This is a genomic window from Streptacidiphilus sp. MAP5-3 (assembly GCF_041262505.1).
In the GTDB taxonomy this organism is placed as follows: domain Bacteria; phylum Actinomycetota; class Actinomycetes; order Streptomycetales; family Streptomycetaceae; genus Streptacidiphilus.
On record NZ_JBGCCL010000001.1, the window covers coordinates 801,022 to 819,906 of the forward strand.

Sequence of the window (18,885 nt, forward strand, 5' to 3'; positions counted from 1 at the left end):
CATGGGCATTCCCGAGCCGAGCACCCCCGCCGGAGCAGCCGGGCTCGCCGCGCTGCTCGCCACGCCCCGTCGCGCCGTCGTCGCCCTCGACTTCGACGGGACGTTGGCGCCGATCGTCGCCGATCCCGACCAGGCGCGCGCGCACCCGGACGCCGTCCCCGCGCTGACGCGCCTCGCACCGCTGGTCGACGCGATCGTGGTGGTCACCGGCAGACCGGCGGGCGTCGCCGTCCGGCACGGCGGCTTCGCCGGGGTCACCGGGCTGGAGAACCTGACCGTGCTCGGCCACTACGGCGCGGAGCGCTGGGACGCGCGGTCCGGCGAGGTGCACGCCCCCGCGGTACACCCGGGCATCGCGGCCGTCCGCGCCGAACTGCCCGGTTTCCTGGACTCCGAGGGCGCCTGGCAGGGCATCTGGATCGAGGACAAGGGCCGCGCCGTCGCCGTCCACACCCGCCGTGCCGACGACCCGGAGGCGGCCTTCGCGGCGCTCGACGCACCGCTGCGCGGCCTGGCGGCCCGGCACGGGCTGGTGGTCGAGCCGGGCCGGATGGTGCTGGAGCTGCGTCCACCGGGCGTGGACAAGGGCGTCGCGCTGACCGACTTCCTCACCGAGCGACGGGCCGGATCCGTCCTCTACGCGGGCGACGACCTGGGCGACATCGCGGCGTTCGACGCCGTGGAGAAGCTGCGTGCCGGCGGCCTGCCCGGCGTCCTCGCCTACAGCGCACCGACGACGGGCGAACCGCCGCTGGCGGCGATCGCGGACCGGGCGGACCTGGTCGTGCCGGGCCCGGCGGGCGTTACCGCCCTGCTCGCCGCCCTGGCGGACACGCTTGCCGAGCAGTAACGACTCGAGTCGTAAGGGCTCAGCGACGCTGCCGCTTCTGCTCCCGGATCCGGCGCAGGCGGTTGACCAGCACCGGGTCGAAGGCGAGTGCGGCCTCGCGGTCCAGCAGTGAGTTGAGCAGTTGGGTGTAGCGGGTGGGTGAGTACCCGAGCTCCTCGCGGATCGCGGCGTCCTTGGCGCCGCGGCTCCGCCAGGCGCGCGCCTCGAAGCGCAGCAGTGCCCGATCGTGCTCGTCCAGCTCGTCGCCCACTGCCTGCCACCCTCCCCACCGCGTCTCTGTCGTGCCGCAGCCCAGCCTTGTCCCGGCCGTCCGCCGGGTCGGGACGACCATACGACTTGTCATTCTGCCGGTTACCTCTGACGCAGGTTGCTCCTCCCCCGGGCCACCCACGCGGGCTACGGTCGGCGGCATGACCAGTTTCGCCGTGCACATCGCCGACACCGAGCTTGAGCCGGACCCGCTCGACCCCAGCCAGATCGTCTCCGGCACCCCGGAGGTGTCCGGCAAGGTGCTGTGGGAGTCCGAGGACGGCAGGCAGCTCCGCGGCATCTGGCAGATCACCCCGGGCGTCGTCACCGACACCGAGGCCAACGAGCTCTTCGTGGTCGTCTCCGGCCGCGCCACCATCGCGGTCACGGGCGGCCCGACCTTCGACGTCGGCCCGGGCGACGCCTGCGTCCTGCGCGAGGGCGACGAGACCACCTGGACCGTGCACGAGACGCTGCGCAAGGCGTACCACATCACCCTGCCGTAGCTGACACTCCGTCAGGAGACGGGAGAGGGGGCGGCCGCGCACCACGCGCAACCGCCCCCTCTGCGTTGCTACGGCTACTTCACCGCGCCCGCCGTCAGGCCGGAGGCGACCTTGCCCTCGATCAGGGCGAACAGGATGATCACCGGGATGGTGGCGATCACCGAACCGGCGAAGAGGTGCTGCCAGTCCACGTTGTACTCGCCGACGAAGTTGGAGATCTTGACGGTCAGCGTGCGCGGGCCGCTCTGGGTGGTCAGGGTGAGCGCGACGATGAACTCGTTCCATGCCGCGATGAAGGTGAAGATCAGCGCCGTGACGATGCCGGGCGCGGCCAGCGGCATGATGACGCGGAACATCGCGCCGATCCGGCTGCAGCCGTCGACGATCGCGGCCTCCTCGATCTCCTTGGGGATCGCGCTGAAGTAGGCGTTCAGGATCCACACCGCGAAGGCCATGTTGAAGCCCGCGTTGACCAGGATCAGCGACCAGATCGAGTCGATCATGTTGAACTGGACGAACTGCTGGTAGATGCCGACGATCATCGCGGTCGGCTGGAACATCTGCGTGATCAGCACCAGCAGCAGGAAGATCCACTTGCCGCGGAAGTTGCGCCGGGCGGTGTAGTACGCGGCCGGGATCGCGACCAGCAGCACCAGCACCGTCGCCCCGCCCGCGATCTCCAGGCTGGTGGCGAGGCTGCTGCCGAGGCCGGTGGACCAGATGTTGAGGAAGCTGGCCAGCGTCGGATGGGACGGCAGCAGGTTGCGGTCGTGGAGTTCGCTGCCCGGACGGACCGCGGTGACGACCATCTCGATGTAGGGCAGCAGGAAGAAGAGCCCGATCAGGTACGCGCCGCCGGCCAGGCAGACGGTGCGCAGCTTCGGCAACCGGCGCGGGGAGCCGGACTTGTTCGCCCTGCGGGCCGCGGAGGCCGGGGCGGGGGCGGTAACGGTCGTCATGTCAGTCCTCCGCGGAGTTCCACTTGGACGCCCGCAGGAAGAGCAGGACGATCACGATGATGAAGCCGAAGTTGACCACCGACATCGCCGCTGCCTCGCCGATGCTGGTCTGCTGGGTGTTGAACATGAACAACGTGGAGGTGGAGGTCTCGTTGCCGGGGCCGCCGCCCGTCATCTCGTAGATGATCGGGAAGGAGTTGAAGACGTTCATGATGTTGATCAGCGCGGCCACCAGCAGCGCCGGACGCAGCAGCGGCAGCGTGATCGACCAGTAGGTGCGCACCACCCCCGCGCCGTCGAGGCGGGCTGCCTCGTAGACGTCGTCCGGGATCGCCTGCAGGCCCGCCAGCAGCGCGTAGGTGGTGAACGGCACCGAGACGAAGACCGCGACGAAGATCTCCCAGCTGAACCCCGCGGTCTGACTGGCAAGCCAGTTGACGCTGTTGTAGTTCTTCATGAAGCCCAGGTCGTGCAGCAGCACCAGGATGGTGCCGTTGCTCGGGTTGAGCATCCACTTGAAGACGATGGAGGTCATCACCACCGAGGCGGCCCACGGCGCGATCAGCGCCCAGCGGGCGACCCGGCGGCCCGGGAACTCCTTGTTGAACATCTGGGCGACACCCAGCGAGATCAGGACGGTCAGCGCGACCACCGTGACGACCCAGACACCGGTGCGGATCAGCACGCCGGGCAGGTCCTGCTCGGCGAAGAGCCGGGAGAAGTTCGACCAGTCCGCACTGCCCTGGTCGAAGCCCATGGAGTCGTACTTCTGACGTGAGGTCAGGAACATCGAGACCACCGGCCAGATCACCACGAAGAGGATCAGCGCGGTGGCCGGGGCGATCCACGGCAGGGGCGCCAGCGCCCGCAGCACGCGGCGGCCCGCGCCACGCCTGGGGCCGGAGGGCCGGGGGCGGTCATCGCTCCCGGGTGCCGACTCCAGCAGGCCGGCCTGGGCCTGGGTCGATTGCGTCATGGTCTGCTCCATGGCATACGCGCCGACGGGCCGGTCGGTGGGGTGCACCCACCGACCGGCCGCCGACAGTGCGGACTACCGGATTTCGGGACTTCCGGGGCTTCCGGGGCTTACAGGCTTACGGGGCTTGCAGGGTTAAGGGGGGCTTGCCGACTTACGGGGCCTGCCGGGCTTACTGGTTGCTGGTCGCGAAGGTCTGCAGGCCGTTCAGGACCGAGGCCGCGTTGTCGGAGGCGGCGGTGCCCAGGGTCTGCTTGAGCTTGGCCAGCACCGTGTTCCAGTTGGTGTTGGACGGGTAGACCACCGAGTTCGGGACGTTCTTGAGGAAGCCCGCCGCGACCGGGTCCTCGCCGGACAGTGTCGCGGACGCCGAGGTGGTGGCCGGGAGCAGGTCGTACTCCTTGTCGAAGGAGATCTGGTTGGCGTCCGAGTAGACGAAGTCCAGGAACTCCTTGATCTGCGCGGCGTGCCCGCCCTGCTTGAACGCGACGACGTCGTCGTGCACGCCCAGGGTCTGCGTCAGCGGGGCGGTCTTGCCGGGCATCGGGACCACGCCGTAGTCGGACGTGGTCAGCTTGCCGGTCTTGACGATGTCCGGGAGCATCGCGCCGGAGCCGCCGACCATGCCGACCTGGCCGGCCGAGAAGGCGTCCCACATCTGCTGGCGGTTGGTGCTCGCCGGGCCGGGCTCGGTGTCGCCGGCCTTGACCAGCTGGTTCAGGAACTGGAAGGTCTGGATGTTGGCCGCGGAGTTGATGTCGTACTTGCCGGAGGAGTCGACGTAGCCGCCGCCGTTGCCCAGCATCCACAGGTAGGACTCGCCCTGGGCCTCCTCGGTGCCCAGCGGCAGGCCGTAGCCGATGTCGCCGCCGCCCAGGGCCTTGATCTTGGCGGCGTCGTTCTGGATGTCGGCCCAGGTCTGCGGCGGGGCGGCGATCTTCGCGGCGGCGAAGAGCTTCTTGTTGTAGAAGAGGCCGCGGGCGCTGGTGGTGAACGGGGCGCCGTAGGCGACGCCGTCGGTGCCGTCCTCCTGCTTGGCGAAGACCGGGATCAGGTTGCTGATCGTGCTGGAGGACATCACGTCGCTCAGCGGGTAGAGCAGGCCGTCGGCCGCGAACTGCTGCGGCGCGTCTCCCTCGAGGATGTCCGGGTACTGCTTGTCCTGGATCATCGTGGCCACCTGGGCCCAGTTGGTCCACGCGATGGTCTGCACATGGACGGTGATGTCCGGGTGGGACTTGTGAAAGGCAGCCGCGAGGTTCTGCCAGTACGACTGGGTGCTGTTGGAGGTGCCGGCGGTGCCGTAGTCGGCGGCGAGCAGGTTGATGGTGGTCGAGCCACCGGAAGAACCCGAGCCGCCCGAGGAGGAGCTGCATGCCGACAGCGCCATGACCCCGGCGACACCGATTGCTGAGAGGGCGAGCAAACGACGCTTCAAGAAAACCTACCGCCTTCGCAGATGCGGACCCGGTCCCTGCCGGGGTCGATTGTCAGTCCAGGTCCGGCAGTTGGGAGGCCGGCGGAGGTGGGGGGCACCGCCGGCCAGCCCGGGCTGGGCTGCCGCCGTCCCGGTGTGACGGCCAGTCTGGTCACGAGCCGCGCAAGAGGTCTACACCATTTACCGAAAAGCTGGGGTTCGTTGCACCCTGCGCAACGGCAATTCGGAGCATCACCACGCAAAGCCACCGATTTGCCGGGGATGGAGGGCCACAATCGACTGGACCACTTGGTCTAGACCATAGGCTCGGGCGGAGTTTCCGGGGATTGCCACCGACGGATCCACACCGACCACGTGACCGCCGGGCGGTAGAAGCGGCCCAATCAGGCTCATTCTTCGTAAAAGCCTCGGTACATTGGCCATGGACCAGACCAATCTGCAAACTGGACTAGACCTCTGTGTGGTCCAGGAGGGAGACTGTCGCGTCGTGAAGCACGTCATCGCTCTCGATGTCGGCGGGACCGGCATGAAGGCCGCGCTGGTCGCCCCCGACGGCACCCTGCTCCATGAGGCGCGCCGCCCCACCGGCCGCGAGCACGGCACGTCCGCCGTCGTGTCCGCGATCCTCGACTTCGCCGCCGAACTGCGCGACGAGGGCAGGCGGCGGTTCGGCGAGACCGCCGCCGCGGCCGGCGTCGTGGTGCCCGGCACCATCGACGAGGCGGAGGGGGTCGCCGTCTTCTCCGCCAACCTCGGCTGGCGCGACCTACCGATGCGCAAGCTGCTCGGCGAGCGGCTCGGCATCCCCATCGCGCTCGGGCACGACGTCCGCACCGGAGCCCTGGCCGAGGGACGGCTCGGCGCCGGGCGCGGCGTCTCCCGCTTCTTCTTCATCGCGCTCGGCACCGGCATTGCAGGTGGCATCGGCATCGACGGCCGGATCGAGTCCGGGGCCCACGGCAACGGCGGCGAGATCGGCCATGTCGTGGTCCGGCCCGGCGGGCTCGCCTGCGCCTGCGGCGCACACGGCTGCCTGGAGACGGTCGCCTCGGCCGGGGCGGTCTCCCGCGCCTGGGCCGCGGCATCCGGCAACCCCGGTGCCACGGCCGCCGACTGCGCCACCTCGGTCGCGGCGGGCGACCCGCGCGCCGTCACCGTCTGGACCGACGCGCTGTCCGCGCTCGCCGACGGCATCGTGATGGCGCACAGCCTGCTCGACACCGGGACCGTCATCATCGGCGGCGGCCTCGCCGAGGCCGGTGACACCCTGTTCGCACCACTCCGCGTCGCGGTCACCGAACGCCTCTCGTTCCAGGTGCCGCCCGCGCTCGTACCGGCGATGCTCAAAGACACCGCCGCTTGCCTGGGCGCAGGACTCCTCGCCTGGGATCTGCTCTCACTGGAGGTGACCGCGTGACCGACGCGGAGCGCACTGTGCTGGCCGGGGCCAGGCTCGTCCTGCCCACCGGCGTCGTCGAGAACGGGAAGATCGCCGTGGAGAACGGCCGGATCACCGAGATCGCGGCTCCGGTCACTCCCCCGGACGGCACAGCTCCCGCCCTCGACCTCACCGGTCTCACCGTGGTCCCGGGCTTCGTCGACATGCACGTCCACGGCGGCGGCGGCGCCTCCTACCACTCCGGTACCGCCGAACAGATCATCAAGGCCGCGCACACCCACCTCGCCCACGGCACCACCACGACCGTGGCCTCGACCGTCACCGGCGAGATCGACGACCTGTGCCGCCAGGCCGGGCTGCTGAGCGAGCTGGTCGAGGACGGCGTGCTGGCCGGGATCCACTTCGAGGGCCCGTTCATCTCGACCAACCGCTGCGGCGCGCACGACCCCGATCTGCTGCGCGACCCCGACCCGGCGGTGGTCCGCAAGCTGCTCGACGCCTCCCGGGGCGCGGCGAGGATGATGACGCTGGCGCCCGAGCTGGGCGGCGGCATCGAGTCGATCCGACTGCTCGCCGAGCGCGGCGTCATCGCCGCCATCGGCCACACCGACGCCAGCTACGACGCCACCCTGGCGGGCGTCGAGGCGGGCGCCACGGTGGCCACGCACCTGTTCAACGCCATGCCCGCGCTGGGCCATCGCACGCCCGGCCCGATCGTGGCGCTGCTGGAGGACGAGCGGGTCACCGTCGAGCTGATCGGCGACGGCGTCCACCTGCACCCCTCCATCGTCGACCTCGCCTTCCGCGGCGCGGGGGCGGAGCGGGTGGCGCTGGTCACCGACGCGATGGACGCGGCCGGGTTCGGCGACGGCGACTACATGCTCGGCCCGCTGGCCGTGAAGGTCCGCGAGGGCGTGGCCCGGCTCGCCGAGGGCGGCTCGATCGCGGGTTCGACGCTGACCCTGGACGTGGCGCTCAAGCGCGCGGTGACGGTCAACGGCCTGCCGCTCGAAACGGTCAGCCGGATGCTCTCGCTCAACCCGGCACGGCAGTTGGGGCTGGACGACCGGATCGGCTCGCTGGAGGTCGGCAAGCGCGCGGACCTGGTGGTGCTGGACGAGCAGTACGAGGTGGTCGCGGTCATGCGCGACGGTGCCTGGGCAGTGGGCGCGGAGAAGCTCACCGCCCGTGTTCCGGTGGCACGCTGACGGACCGCCAAACACGTCTCGGCCCGCACCCCTTGGGGCGCGGGCCGAGACACGTTCGCTGTCACTGCGTCAGCTTCAGCTCCAGGGGCTGGTGTTGCCGGGGGTGATGGCCACCTGGTCGATGTCGACGACCGGCTGACCGTTCTCGCCCTGGAGGGTGATGGTGACCTGACCGGCCGGCAGCTGCGGCGTGGAGTAGGTGCGGTACCAGGCCTGGGTCGGGTCGCTGCTGCGGCTCCAGTTGCTGAACTGGCCGTCACGCGACTTCTGGCCGTTGACCAGTATCGCCACCTTGGCGTCCGGACCCGGGTTGTTGTAGCGGGTCCAGATGTAGTAGCTACCCGCCGAAGGGATGTTGACGGTCCAGGTGATGGTCTGGCCCGAACCGCTCAGCGGCACCGACGCGCCACCCGCTGCCTTGGCTCCGGCCGGGGTGGTGACGGGCGCGGTGCCGGCCAGCTTCATGGTGGCGGCGTCCGCCGGGCCGAGGTTCGACGAGACCGACGGCGAGGACGAGGCGGAGGCGCTGCTGCTGCCCGCCGTGGTCGTCGGCGAGTTGCTGCTGCCGGAGCCCGCGTTGGTGTTGCCGCCGTTGCTGCTGAACACCGCGAACCCGATGCCGATGACGACGGCCACCACGACCGCGACCGCACCCAGCATCACGCCGCGGCTGCTGCCGCCGCCCGCACCGCGGGAACCGGCCCGGCCGCCGCCTGCCGGCGGCCCGCCGGGAGCCGAGCCCTGCTGCGGGACGCCGCCCTGGTAGCCGCCGTAGGCCTGGGTCTGCTGGGCGCCGTAGCCGCCCTGCTGCCCGTAGGACGACTGCTGCCCGTATCCGGACTGGCCGTACTGGGTGCGACCGCCGACCTGGGTGGCCTGCTGGTACGAGGTGCGGGGCACGCCGGGCATCGGCTGCGTGGGCGCGGGGCCCTCCGCGCCACCGTCGGCGTCACCCTCCGCCCGGTACAGGTACGCGAACGGGTCGTCGTCCTCGGGCACGCCGTTGTTCTCGGCTGTCATCGAGTTCTTCTCCCGAGTCGTGATACGTGGATGTTCCGTGATGTTCGGCTTCGCGCCCGGAGTACCGCACCGAAGGCACGCGTATCCACCGCACACTACCCCGACTGGGTGACGCGACGGAAAGAGCGACGTGGCCGGAACGGTGGACGTCACCCCGCCGTCGCCCGGTTCCGCAGAACCGCCACCTGCGGTGGAACAGGCGGTGGAACAGGCGGTGGAAACAACAGCGGAACAACGGTCGGACGGCAGTGGGACGGCGGCGGGGCAGCTGGGAAACAGCCGCCGTGATCAGCCCGCGCGGCGGTGGGAGCGGCCTCCGCCACCCGCCCGCGCGCGCTTCTCCAGGTACATCAGTTCGTCGGCTGTGTGCAGTACCTCGTCGATGCTCATCCCGCAACCGGCCCAGCCGACGCCGATGCTCACGCCGACACGCAGGGTGCGGTTCTCCCACCGTATGGGCGGGGTCACCGCGACCCGGAGCCGGTCGGCCAGGTCCTTGGCGCGCTCGCGGTCCAGACCGTCGGCGAGGACGACGAACTCGTCACCGCCGAGCCGGGCCACCGTGTCGCCCTCGCGGACGGCGGCCTGCAGCCGTCGGGCCACCTCGATCAGGGTGGCGTCGCCCGCGTTGTGGCCGTGGCGGTCGTTGATCCCCTTGAAGCCGTTCAGGTCGCAGAACAGCACGGCGAGACCGCGGCCGTTGCGCCCGTCCGGCTCGGCGCCGCCCTCGTCCGGCGGGACGGCGTGGACGTGGTCGTACCCGCCGCCGTCGAAGCCGCCCGCGTCAGCGGCCGCGGGGTGGCCGTGGGCGTGGCCGTCGCCCTCCTCCTCGGCGAGCAGGTCGGCGAGCGCCGGACGCCTGGGACGACCCGCGTACTCCTGGGCGTCGGTGCACGGACCGTCGACGCGGGGGCCGTCACCCTGGGGGTCCGGACCGCCCAGGTCACCCCGAGGATCGAGGCCGCCCATGTCACTCCGGGGGTCCAGGCCGCCCATACCGCCGTCGTACCCGCCGAAGCTGCCGAGCCCGCCGGGACTGTGGGCGGCGGGCTCGAGACTGTCGTGCGGATGGTCGCAGAGGCGCATCTGCAGCCGGGCCCGGAGCTCGGCGGCGTTGGGCAGGCCGGTGAGCGCGTCGTGGCTGGCCCGGTGGGCCAGGGCCAGCTCGTGGCGCTTGCGGTCCTCGATGTCCTCGACGTGCGTGAGCAGGTACATCGCGCCCTCGACCGGGTCGGAGACGACGGAGTTGCGCAGGTTGACCCAGAACCAGCCGCCGTCGCGCCGGGCCAGCCGCACCTCGGCGCGGCCGTTCTCGGTGGCGATGCCGCGCAGCTTGACCGAGTCGTCCGGGTGGACCAGGTCGCCGAAGGACTGCCGGTGCAAGGAGGAGCGGGAGCGGCCCAGCAGTCGACACAGGGCGTCGTTGACGCGGGTGAGCTGTCCGCGGGTCTGGCCGTGCAGCTCGGTGATGGCCATGCCGCTGGGCGCGTACTCGAAGGCCTGGCGGTAGCTCTCCTCGCTGGCGAGCAGCACCTGCTGCTCGCGCTCCAGCCGGATCAGCGCCCGCTGCATCTCCGCGCGCAGCCGCGCGTTGCCGATGGCGATGCCGGCCTGCTGGGCGAACATCTCCAACGCCTCGCGCGTCCACGGGCCGGGCCGGCGGCCGTTGCGGGGGCGGTCGACGGAGAGCACGCCGAGCAACTCGCCGCCGTAGCTGTACATCGGGGCGAAGAGCATGTCGTCCGGATGCCACGCGCCCTCGACGAGGTGACCCTGACCGCCGCCCCAGACGGGGATGTCCGGCGGGCGCGCCCACATCCGGTCGGCAGGGACGAAGACCAGACTGCCCCAGCGGTCGCCGGCGTTGAGCAGCCGGTTCCAGGAGTCACGCGTGCCGACCTGCCCGAGCATGCTGTTGATGCCCTCGTCGGCCTCACCCTCGGTGCCGACCTCCCACACGGCGGCGACGACCAGATCGCCGTCGGGCCGGACCATGTTCACGGCGGCGCTGTCGAAGCCCAGACCCATCACGGCGCCCTCGACCACGGCCTGGAGGGTGCCGGCGAGGCTGCGGGCGGCGTTGAGGTCGGCGATGATGCGATGGAGCGTGCGCAGGGTCGCCAACCGGACATACGGCTCCGGCTGCGGCTCGGCGTCCATCGCCCACCTCCCTCCGATGGTCCGACTGGCAGACAAACTGAATCACATAGAGCACACTGTTCGACACTCTGGGTCAGCAATTCATTCCCACTTGTGAGCCAAGTCACAGGCCTCGCACGTGTGAACGTCGAAAGTCTGTACCAGGCGCGAATCGACCCTCCGTCAGTCCTTGCTCAGTCCCTCCGTCGATCCTCCGGTCGATCCTCCCGCCCGTCCGACCGCAACGTGAGCAATCAGACGCCCGTCCTACGCCCAAGGTCCGATGCGAGGCGGGGCCGAGCGAAGATAGCGTGCTTGTGTGTACGACGCCGCAGCAACTGCCACCCCAGCCCCCGTGACCCCTCTGGACGGCCCCGAGGCCACTCCTGAGGAGTTCCGCGCCGCCCTCGGCCAGCTCGCCTCCGGTGTGGTCCTGGTCACCGCCCACGACGCGGAGGACGGCCCACGCGGCGAGGACGTGGGGATGACGGCCACGGCGTTCCTCTCGGTCTCCCTCGACCCGCCCCTGGTCCTGATCTCCGTCCGCGAGGACTCCCGGATGGAGGACGTCCTCTCCCGGGTCGAGACCTGGGCGGTCTCCGTCCTCGCCGCCGACCAGCGGACGACCGCCGCGCGCTTCGCGATGAAGGGTCGCGTCAGCGACCGCCTCCTCTTCGCGGACCTCCCGCACCACCGCGGCGGGCAGTCGGGCTCCCCCCTGGTCGACGGCGCGCTGGCGACGGTCGAGTGCAGGACGGTGGACCGGATATCCGCGGGCGACCACGTGCTGTTCATCGGCCACGTCCTCGAAGCGAAGGTCGGCGCGCCGACGGGGGGCCCGTTGACGTACTTCCGCGGCCAGTACCGCCACTTGGGCTGAAACCTTCTCCCCCTCTGTTCAGAACCGGCCTGTTCAGAACCGGCGCCGCGCCCTAGAAGTCCCGGTCGCGGAGGGATCCGCGTCCGCGCTTGAGTGCGGCGGTGCGCCGCTTGGTCTCCAGGCGGCGTTCGACCATGCCGCGGGAGGGCTTCGTCGCGCGGCGGGCGCGCGGGGGCGGGGCGACCGCCTCCGTGAGCAGCGCGGACATGCGCACGGCCGCCGCCTCCCGATTGCGCCACTGCGACCGGTGCTCGGACGCCCTGACCACCAGCGCACCGTCGACCAGCCGACCGGCCAGCCGCTCCAGCGCGCGCTCGCGCCACACCTGCGGCAGCACCGCGCTCGCCTCCAGCGCATACCTCAGCTCGACCTGGCTGTCACTGGTGTTGACGTGCTGGCCGCCGGGGCCGGAGGAGCGGGAGAACCGCCACTGCAGCTCGGCGTCGGGCACGACGACACCCCTGACGCGTACGGCCACAGGATTCGCAGACATGTGCCCATGATCCTGCCGACCACCCACCCCCGCGAACCCTTTTCACCCGCACCGCGTGAATCGTGTTCGGTCGACGCTGCGAGAATCGTGGGGTGATCGAGCTCGGCTACTCCCTCTCCAACCGTTTCCCCGACCCGCCGCAGACGGACTACGCGACCGCGCCCGTCCGTGCCCTGCGGCACGACCTCTTCTGCGGGGACGTGTTCATCGAGGGCGAGGGCGGACGGGACCTCTCCACCCGGTGGGGGTGGGTGCCGGTGCTGGACTTCGCCTGGGCGCTGTGCGACATCGTCGAGCAACTGGACGAGGTACTGCCGGGCTTCCGCACGTCGCGTGCCGAGCTGGACTTCACCGAGTCGTCTGACCGCCTCCGGTTCTCCCGGCGCGGCGACTGGGTCGAACTCCGCGCCGACTGGGTCCGCGACGAGCGCCCGCTGCTGGTGGACCACGGCGTGCTGCGCCGCGAGGCACGGGACTTCCTGCAGGACATCGTCGCGGACCTGACGGACCTGCACGACGACCTGCAGCACAACCTCACCGTCTGGGAGATCCGCAGCCGCTTCCCGCGGATTCCCTGAAGCGGGGAGCGGGCTCACGCCCGCGTACTGCGACCCATCACCACCAGACCGGGCACCGGGCGGGCCAACTCGGTGAAGCCGAGCCGGTCGTAGAACGCACGGGCGGGCGCGTTGGCCGCCCCCATCGCCAGGTGGACCGCGTCGACGTCGCGCTCGCGCAGCGCGGCGAGGTAGCTGTCCATCAGCCGTCGGCCGAACCCGAGACCCTGCGCCCGCGGCAGCAGGTCGATGTGCAGATGCGCTGGGTAGGCGTCGGCGACCGGACCCAGCATCAGCTCCGGGCACCGCAGTTCACTGCCGCGTCCGCCGTTGTCGTCGGGGTGGCGGTCGACCACCTGCGGCAGCCACACGTCGCGGTAGCGGGCGACGAAGCGGCGGGTGTGGGCCGTACCGAGGATGTAGCCCAGTGCCCGGTCGCCGTCCTGCTGGTCCGCGACGACGAAGGCGAGCTCGGGCTCCAACGCGAGATACGGGCCGACGAAGATGTCCGGAAGGATCCGCGCGTCCGGGTGCAACGAGCTGGCGTCCGCCCCGTTGTCGCCGGTGCGGACGCAGATCTCGTACAGGTCCTCCCAGTCGTCCGGCCGGTACGGACGGATGCTCAGCTCCATTCCGTCAGGCTAGGGCCTTTCCTGAGGATCAGGGCCTAGTCGTTGGGGCGGAGCTGCTCGGGGCTGAGGAGTTGGAAGGCGGTGGCTCCGTCGGTCGCCTCGCGCAGGAAGTCGGCGTGGCCGGCGTGACGGGCGGTCTCCTCGATCAGGTGGAGCAGGATCCACCGGGCCGAGCGTTCCGCGTTCTTGGGGAACCACGGGCGGTCCGGCAGCGGGACGGTGACGTCGAGATCGGAGAGCGCGCCGACGACCTCGGCGGTCTCGGCGGCGACCTCGTCCCAGAACTTCAGGACGTCCCCGATCTCCTCGCCCTCGACCAGGCGGAAGGACTCGCCCCAGTTGCTCTCGTCGCGCGGGCGCAGCGAATCGCGCCCGGCCAGGATCACCCGGGTCCAGTTGCTCTCCACCTCCGCCAGGTGCTTCACCATCCCGCCCAGGGTCAGCTCGCTCACGGTGGGCCGAGCGGTGAGCTGCTCGCGACTCAGCCCGCCGACGGCCCGGCGCACCGCCGCGCGCTGGGCCTCGACGTAGCTGAGCAGCGCGTCGCGCTCGTTCTTCTCTTCGATCACAACAGTCGGCATGGGGACCACCTTTCAGAACACCAATGCTTCGCTCTCGGTGGTCCCCACGCTAGAGGGGAACTAGGACAGTCTCTGTCCTCCTTCCGCAGGCATGCTCAGTGCCCTTCTCAGCGCGGCGGGGGTAGTCGTTCCAGAAACACCTGGAACGCGGTCGGGTCGACGTGCGTCACGCCGGTGAACGGGTAGTCCATCTCCTTGATGAGCAGGAGCGACACCACCACCAGTGCGGTGAGGGTGAGCACCATCAGCCCGTGGGCGAGGGTGTTGGAGAGCCCGAACAGATAGGTGAACCCGACCGTCAGCAGCCCTCCGGCGAGGAGTGCCACCCACATGATCGTCGGCACCGAGTCCCCCACCTCGTTGAGCCGCGCACGGCGCTCCGAGGCGAGGTCCTCGACGTGGGTCACGGCGTGCTCGTAGAGCACCTGCTCCCGGGGCGTTGCGGGATTGAAGCTGAAGACCTCCGAACGCATCTCGTAGACCAGGTCCGTGGCCCGTGAGCTGCTCTCGTGCTTGGCCATCAGCGGCCACTCGGTGTCCTGGACGGTGTGCGCGTACTCCAGCGTGTTCTGCTCCAACTGCGCGCCCAGCGGCAGCGGAAGCTCGCGGGAGATCCAGTAGACGCCGGCCAGGGCGTCGGCCTCCTTGAAGGTGGTCTGCTTGGCGGAGTCCAGGTTCTGCCAGACAGCGATGACGACGAAGGCCAGCAACACCGCGTACATCACGCCCACGGCGGCGAAGATGAACCCCGCCACGTCGTTGTGGCTCTCCCGCAGCCGGTGCGGGACGAAGTGCTGCAGCAGCCACAGCAGCACGGCCGAGGCCGCCAACGTGGCCGTGAGTATGAGGATGTCGCTCCAGCTCACGCTCGATCGCCGTCCCTCAGCCCCGAGGCCGGGCGACCTCGACGTTCTCCAGCACCCCGAGCGCGTCGGGGACGAGCACGGCGCAGGAGTAGTAGGTGCTGACCAGGTACTGGATCACCGCCCGCTCGTTGATGCCCATGAACCGGACGGACAAGCCGGGTTCGTACTCGTCCGGCAGCCCCGTCTGGTGCAGGCCGACCACTCCCTGGTCGTCCTCACCGGTACGCATGACCAGGATCGAGCTGGTGTGCCCGTCGTTGACCGGGATCTTGTTGCACGGGAAGATCGGCACCCCGCGCCAGGCCGGGATCCGGTTCCCGTCCACGTCGACGGCCTCCGGGTAGAGCCCGCGCCGGTTGCACTCCCGCCCGAACGCGGCGATGGCACGCGGGTGGGCCAGGAAGAACCTGTTGCCGCGACGACGCGAGAGCAGCTCGTCCATGTCGTCCGGGGTGGGCGGGCCGCCGTGGGTGTGGACGCGCTGGTCGTATTCGGCATTGGCGAGCAGCCCGAACTCCGGGTTGTTGATCATCTCGTGCTCCTGGCGTTCGCGCAGGGCCTCGACGGTCAGCTTGAGCTGCTGCTCGATCTGGTTCATCGGCTGGTTGTAGAGGTCGGCGACCCGCGTGTGCACCTGGAGCTTGGTCTGCGCGACGCTCAACTCGTACTCGCGCGGCGCGAGTTCGTAGTCCACGAAGGTGCCGGGCAGCTCCGGTTCGCCGTCGTGACCGGCGGCCAGCTCGATCGCCGCCTGCCCGTGCTTGTCCTGCGCGGCGGCGCCCGCCGCCTCGAACGCGGCCAGTTGGGCCCGCAGTTCGGGCGACCGGGAGAGCAGGTCGGTGAAGGCCTGACGCGGCAGCGAGAGCAGGGTGCCGCCGGTGGCGGCCTTCGCCGTGTACTCCCACAGCGCGTCGGCACGGAGCAGCGCCTCGTCGCCGAAGTGGTCGCCGTTGGCGAGCACGCCGAGGACGGCGGCGCTGTCGCCGAACTTGCCGGTGCCCACCTTCTGCACCTTGCCGTGGGCGATGACCAGCACGTGGTCCACGACCTCGCCGTACTCGGCGATGACCTCGCCCGGGGCGAAGTCCCGCTGGGTGAAGCGCGAGGCGAGCTCGGTGAGGAGCGCGTCCTCCCCGAAACCGCGGAGCGGCGGCAGCTCCACGAGGCTCGGCGGCACGATCCGGGTCTCCGCGCCGGTCTGCGCGAAGCTGAGCCGGCCCCGGCCGGTCGCATAACTCAGACGGCGGTTGACCCGGTAGGTGCCACCCGACACCTGCACCCAGGGCAGCATCTTGAGCAGCCACCGGGAGGTGATGCCCTGCATCTGCGGCGGTGTCTTGGTGGTGGTGGCGAGGTTCTTCGCGGCGGCGGTACCGAGCGCAGTCGGCTCTGCCGAGGCGTCTGACTGGGCATCAATACCTGCGTCGACGGTCATGCTTGGGGTCCTCCCCTGGAGCCCTGGAGTTGATCGACACCTCCAGGGTGCGGGGCGGGGAGGGGCGGCGGCTATTACCCGAAAGAGCGTGACTGCGCACCATCAGCGGTGGGTATCAGCGCAAGTAGCCGCACGTGAGCGTGGTGCGACGTCCCCTCTGCAGAACGCTACGCCTCCACCGCCGCACGCACGTGTGCCCACGCCGCCGTGCTCGGGTCGATGAGACCGAAGTGCTCCATGTCCGGCAGCTCCACCAGCCGGACCTCCTCGCCTGCCTCGCGCGCCATCCGCGCGTACTCGCGCGACATCGTCACCGGCACCACCTCGTCGTCCACGCCGTGAACGAGCGTCACCGGGACGCCCAGCGGCAGCTGCGCCGCCGGGTCGCAGTCCTCGTAGCGGGAGCCGAGGTCGTCCACCGAGCCGCCCATCATGTCGTGGGCCGCGCCGTTGCCCAGGTGCCACTCGTCCGCGAGGCGGAGCGAGGCGCAGCCCGCCAGCGAGACGACCGCGTCGGGGCGGGACTCCGTCCGCCAGTGCGAGCCCGCCGGGAGCCGGTGACGCGCGGCGGCCCACAGCGCGAGGTGACCGCCGGCGGAATGGCCCACAAGTACCGTGCGGTTGGGGCGGAAGCCCAGCGCGGCCGCCATCATCGGCAGAGCCTCGACGCAGACCGCGATGTCGTCGAAGATCTCCGGCCAGCCCGTCGTCCGCCGGTACTCCGGCACCGCGACGAGGTAGCCCTCGTCCGCCAACGCCCGTGCCAGCAACGCGGTGTGCTGGCGGTCGTAGGCCGGACGCCAGAACCCGCCGTGGAGCAGGACGACCAAGGCCTTCCCGCCGCCGCCCGCGCCGCCGTCCGCGCCCTCGCCGCTCGGCAGCAGGAAGTCGACGACCTGGTCCGCGTGCCCTCCGTAGGCGCGCGACTTGTCGGGCGTCAGCCGCAGCTCACTCAGTGTGTCCTCGTCCAGCACGTCGGTTTCCCCTCCTGGTTCGGACCTGTTCACGTCTTCACATCTCTGCTCTGCGCCGGGGCGCACGCTCACACCGGCTCGACCGGCCGCCAGCGGAGCGGGGTCGACAGGATCATCGTGCTGGACGGCTGCCCGTACTCGGCCAGCCGGTCGATGAGCCCCTCGAACTCCGCCATCGTCGCCACAGCGACCATCAGCACGCAACAGGCCCCACCGGTGACGCGGTGGAGTTGCAGCACTTCCGGCCACTCCGGGACCGCGGGGTCACGCAGCACGCAACGCGGGCCGTAGCACTGGACCTGGACCAGGGCGGTGACCACGCGACCGGCCCGGTCCAGGTCCACCTCTGCGTGGTAGCCGCTCAGCACACCCGTCGACTCCAGCCGCCTGACCCGCTCGGCCACCGCCGGGGCGGACAGGTTCACCCGCCGCGAGAGCTCGTTGTAGGACAGGCGTGCGTCCTCCTGAAGTTCGGCCAGCAGCCGACGGTCCACCGCGTCCAGCACCGCACTCACCTCACGCTTTGCGTTCGGAAACCACTTTCGGGAATCTGCCTTGCCAAGGCTAAGCCGAACGGACCAGTCGTGGTTCGTTGCCCATTCATCGGAGCGCCGCAGCGCAGCAGAATGGCAGTGCCCACCGCGCCGGAAGGACCTCACCATGCCTGCGACGCCACGCGTTGCTGCCACACTCCCCGAACCGACCACACCCAAGGTCGACTTCGGCGAGCCCACCACGCCGTACGCGGCGTACGCCGGGATCGACACGCTGCACAGCCTGCTGCACCCGCTGAGCAAGGAGCCTGCGGAGACCTCGTTCATCGTCGCCACGCAGGTGATGGAACTGCTCTTCGGCCTGATACGGCACGAGTGGACCCGCGCCCAGCACGCGCTGCGCGCCGACGACCTGCCCGAGGCGACCGCCGCGCTGCGGCGCGGCCTGGACGCGCAGGAGGTCCTCGTCCGGTCCTGGGACCTGCTCTCGACGATGACCCCGGTGGAGTTCTCCGCGTTCCGCCCGGTGCTGGGCGAGGCGAGCGGATTCCAGTCGTACATGTACCTGCACCTGGAGTTCCTGCTGGGCAACAAGGACGAGCGCCTGCTGCGCCTCTACGCGGGCAGCCCGCAGGTCCACGCCGACCTGACCCGGTCGCTGAACGAGCCCAGCCTCTACGACGACGCCGTCGCCTACCTGGGCCGACGCGGAGTGGACACCACGGACCCGAAGGCCGCCTGGCTCTCCGTCTACGCCGACCCGACACTGCCGGGCGTCCGCGAGCTGCAGGGCCTCGCCGAGCTGCTGCTCGACGTCGCCGAGCGGGTGACGCGCTGGCGCCAGCGCCACCTCAGCGCGGTGAAGCGCTGCATGGGCGCGAAGCCGGGCACCGGCGGCTCCAGCGGTCTCACCTGGCTGCGCCAGGCCGCCGAGCAGGACGTCTTCCCGGACCTCTGGGCCGTCAGGAACGAGCTGTGAGCGCGCAGCCGAGGTGCGGAGCACGAACGGAGGTCGCGCTGTGAGCGCGCAGCTGAGGTGCAGCGGAGGGTGCTGGCGTCCAGAGCGAGGAACGAGCGCAGGGCGCACGCGCCCGGTGGGGGTCCCCCCGGCCGGAGGCTGGGGGAGGAACCGAAGCGGAGCACGAACGGAGGTCGCGCTGTGAGCGCGCAGCTGAGGTGCAGCGGAGGGTGCTGGCGTCCAGAGCGAGGAACGAGCGCAGGGCGCACGC

Annotated in this window: 20 protein-coding genes; 7 read left to right on the forward strand and 13 right to left on the reverse strand. The window is 70.6% G+C overall.

The features are described from left to right. Position 1 precedes the first annotated feature (1 nt). Positions 2–850 (forward strand): trehalose-phosphatase, encoded by an 849-nt coding sequence (gene otsB, locus ABH928_RS03565; RefSeq protein WP_370061789.1) that lies wholly within the window; start codon positions 2–4, stop codon positions 848–850. 19 nt (positions 851–869) lie between these two features. On the opposite strand, the gene ABH928_RS03570 is transcribed toward otsB, so the two are convergent. Continuing rightward, on the reverse strand, positions 870–1,100 hold the full coding sequence (locus ABH928_RS03570; protein ID WP_370061791.1) for a DUF3263 domain-containing protein: 231 nt from the start codon (positions 1,098–1,100) through the stop codon (positions 870–872). A gap of 160 nt (positions 1,101–1,260) precedes the next feature. Between ABH928_RS03570 and ABH928_RS03575 the strand changes: the two genes are divergently transcribed. After that, positions 1,261–1,605: a cupin domain-containing protein gene (locus ABH928_RS03575; RefSeq protein WP_370061793.1), complete on the forward strand. Its 345-nt coding sequence runs from the start codon at positions 1,261–1,263 to the stop codon at positions 1,603–1,605. Between the two features lie 74 nt (positions 1,606–1,679). Here ABH928_RS03575 and ABH928_RS03580 read toward each other — a convergent pair whose 3' ends face one another. The 3 genes from ABH928_RS03580 to ABH928_RS03590 form a co-directional block, all read right to left on the reverse strand. Then, positions 1,680–2,564 (reverse strand): carbohydrate ABC transporter permease, encoded by an 885-nt coding sequence (locus tag ABH928_RS03580; RefSeq protein WP_370061795.1) that lies wholly within the window; start codon positions 2,562–2,564, stop codon positions 1,680–1,682. A 1-nt stretch (position 2,565) separates the two neighbouring features. Continuing rightward, positions 2,566–3,540, reverse strand: coding sequence for a carbohydrate ABC transporter permease (locus tag ABH928_RS03585; RefSeq protein ID WP_370061797.1), 975 nt, complete (start codon positions 3,538–3,540; stop codon positions 2,566–2,568). A 172-nt stretch (positions 3,541–3,712) separates the two neighbouring features. Then, positions 3,713–4,978, reverse strand: coding sequence for an extracellular solute-binding protein (locus ABH928_RS03590; protein ID WP_370061799.1), 1,266 nt, complete (start codon positions 4,976–4,978; stop codon positions 3,713–3,715). Positions 4,979–5,465: 487 nt separating this feature from the next. Here ABH928_RS03590 and ABH928_RS03595 point away from each other — a divergent pair, with 487 nt between their 5' ends. Then, a complete protein-coding gene (locus tag ABH928_RS03595; RefSeq protein WP_370061801.1) occupies positions 5,466–6,395 on the forward strand; it encodes an ROK family protein in 930 nt (309 codons plus the stop codon). Beyond that, positions 6,392–7,585 carry an N-acetylglucosamine-6-phosphate deacetylase gene (nagA, locus tag ABH928_RS03600; protein WP_370061803.1) on the forward strand — a complete coding sequence of 398 codons (1,194 nt, stop codon included), beginning with the start codon at positions 6,392–6,394 and terminating at the stop codon, positions 7,583–7,585. Before ABH928_RS03595 ends, nagA begins: the two co-directional genes overlap by 4 nt. Positions 7,586–7,660: 75 nt before the next feature. Here nagA and ABH928_RS03605 read toward each other — a convergent pair whose 3' ends face one another. Continuing rightward, positions 7,661–8,605: a CBM35 domain-containing protein gene (locus ABH928_RS03605; RefSeq protein ID WP_370061805.1), complete on the reverse strand. Its 945-nt coding sequence runs from the start codon at positions 8,603–8,605 to the stop codon at positions 7,661–7,663. Between the two features lie 288 nt (positions 8,606–8,893). Continuing rightward, entirely contained in the window at positions 8,894–10,765 is a 1,872-nt protein-coding gene (locus tag ABH928_RS03610) for a diguanylate cyclase domain-containing protein (RefSeq protein WP_370061807.1), read from the reverse strand. 334 nt (positions 10,766–11,099) lie between these two features. Here ABH928_RS03610 and ABH928_RS03615 point away from each other — a divergent pair, with 334 nt between their 5' ends. Next, complete coding sequence (locus ABH928_RS03615) at positions 11,100–11,624, forward strand: flavin reductase family protein (protein WP_370061809.1); 525 nt, start codon at positions 11,100–11,102, stop codon at positions 11,622–11,624. Positions 11,625–11,676: 52 nt separating this feature from the next. On the opposite strand, the gene arfB is transcribed toward ABH928_RS03615, so the two are convergent. Next, positions 11,677–12,117 (reverse strand): alternative ribosome rescue aminoacyl-tRNA hydrolase ArfB, encoded by a 441-nt coding sequence (arfB, locus tag ABH928_RS03620; protein WP_370061811.1) that lies wholly within the window; start codon positions 12,115–12,117, stop codon positions 11,677–11,679. A 92-nt stretch (positions 12,118–12,209) separates the two neighbouring features. On the opposite strand from arfB, the gene ABH928_RS03625 reads away from it, so the two are divergent. Beyond that, on the forward strand, positions 12,210–12,695 hold the full coding sequence (locus ABH928_RS03625) for a hypothetical protein (RefSeq protein ID WP_370061813.1): 486 nt from the start codon (positions 12,210–12,212) through the stop codon (positions 12,693–12,695). 14 nt (positions 12,696–12,709) lie between these two features. Here the strand turns inward: ABH928_RS03625 and ABH928_RS03630 are convergent, their stop codons facing one another. From ABH928_RS03630 to ABH928_RS03655, 6 genes are all read right to left on the reverse strand, one after another. Then, entirely contained in the window at positions 12,710–13,306 is a 597-nt protein-coding gene (locus tag ABH928_RS03630) for a GNAT family N-acetyltransferase (protein ID WP_370061815.1), read from the reverse strand. 35 nt (positions 13,307–13,341) lie between these two features. Then, positions 13,342–13,887, reverse strand: coding sequence for a DinB family protein (locus tag ABH928_RS03635; protein ID WP_370061817.1), 546 nt, complete (start codon positions 13,885–13,887; stop codon positions 13,342–13,344). 107 nt (positions 13,888–13,994) lie between these two features. After that, positions 13,995–14,753 (reverse strand): hypothetical protein, encoded by a 759-nt coding sequence (locus ABH928_RS03640; protein WP_370061819.1) that lies wholly within the window; start codon positions 14,751–14,753, stop codon positions 13,995–13,997. Between the two features lie 16 nt (positions 14,754–14,769). Beyond that, positions 14,770–16,188, reverse strand: a complete 1,419-nt coding sequence (locus ABH928_RS03645) for a family 2B encapsulin nanocompartment shell protein (protein WP_370061821.1) — start codon at positions 16,186–16,188, stop codon at positions 14,770–14,772. A 167-nt stretch (positions 16,189–16,355) separates the two neighbouring features. Then, complete coding sequence (locus tag ABH928_RS03650) at positions 16,356–17,162, reverse strand: alpha/beta hydrolase (protein ID WP_370061823.1); 807 nt, start codon at positions 17,160–17,162, stop codon at positions 16,356–16,358. A 68-nt stretch (positions 17,163–17,230) separates the two neighbouring features. Further along, positions 17,231–17,668, reverse strand: coding sequence for an Lrp/AsnC family transcriptional regulator (locus tag ABH928_RS03655; RefSeq protein WP_370061825.1), 438 nt, complete (start codon positions 17,666–17,668; stop codon positions 17,231–17,233). Between the two features lie 154 nt (positions 17,669–17,822). Here ABH928_RS03655 and ABH928_RS03660 point away from each other — a divergent pair, with 154 nt between their 5' ends. Further along, complete coding sequence (locus ABH928_RS03660; protein WP_370061827.1) at positions 17,823–18,635, forward strand: tryptophan 2,3-dioxygenase; 813 nt, start codon at positions 17,823–17,825, stop codon at positions 18,633–18,635. Positions 18,636–18,885: the final 250 nt, after the last annotated feature.

Coding starts and splice junctions, on each gene's coding strand:
- otsB (WP_370061789.1), top strand. CDS start 2: ATGGGCATTCCCGAGCCGAGCACCCCCGCCGGAGCAGCCGGGCTCGCC.
- ABH928_RS03575 (WP_370061793.1), top strand. CDS start 1,261: ATGACCAGTTTCGCCGTGCACATCGCCGACACCGAGCTTGAGCCGGAC.
- ABH928_RS03580 (WP_370061795.1), bottom strand. CDS start 2,564: ATGACGACCGTTACCGCCCCCGCCCCGGCCTCCGCGGCCCGCAGGGCG.
- ABH928_RS03585 (WP_370061797.1), bottom strand. CDS start 3,540: ATGACGCAATCGACCCAGGCCCAGGCCGGCCTGCTGGAGTCGGCACCC.
- ABH928_RS03605 (WP_370061805.1), bottom strand. CDS start 8,605: ATGACAGCCGAGAACAACGGCGTGCCCGAGGACGACGACCCGTTCGCG.
- ABH928_RS03610 (WP_370061807.1), bottom strand. CDS start 10,765: ATGGACGCCGAGCCGCAGCCGGAGCCGTATGTCCGGTTGGCGACCCTG.
- arfB (WP_370061811.1), bottom strand. CDS start 12,117: ATGTCTGCGAATCCTGTGGCCGTACGCGTCAGGGGTGTCGTCGTGCCC.
- ABH928_RS03630 (WP_370061815.1), bottom strand. CDS start 13,306: ATGGAGCTGAGCATCCGTCCGTACCGGCCGGACGACTGGGAGGACCTG.
- ABH928_RS03635 (WP_370061817.1), bottom strand. CDS start 13,887: ATGCCGACTGTTGTGATCGAAGAGAAGAACGAGCGCGACGCGCTGCTC.
- ABH928_RS03645 (WP_370061821.1), bottom strand. CDS start 16,188: ATGACCGTCGACGCAGGTATTGATGCCCAGTCAGACGCCTCGGCAGAG.
- ABH928_RS03660 (WP_370061827.1), top strand. CDS start 17,823: ATGCCTGCGACGCCACGCGTTGCTGCCACACTCCCCGAACCGACCACA.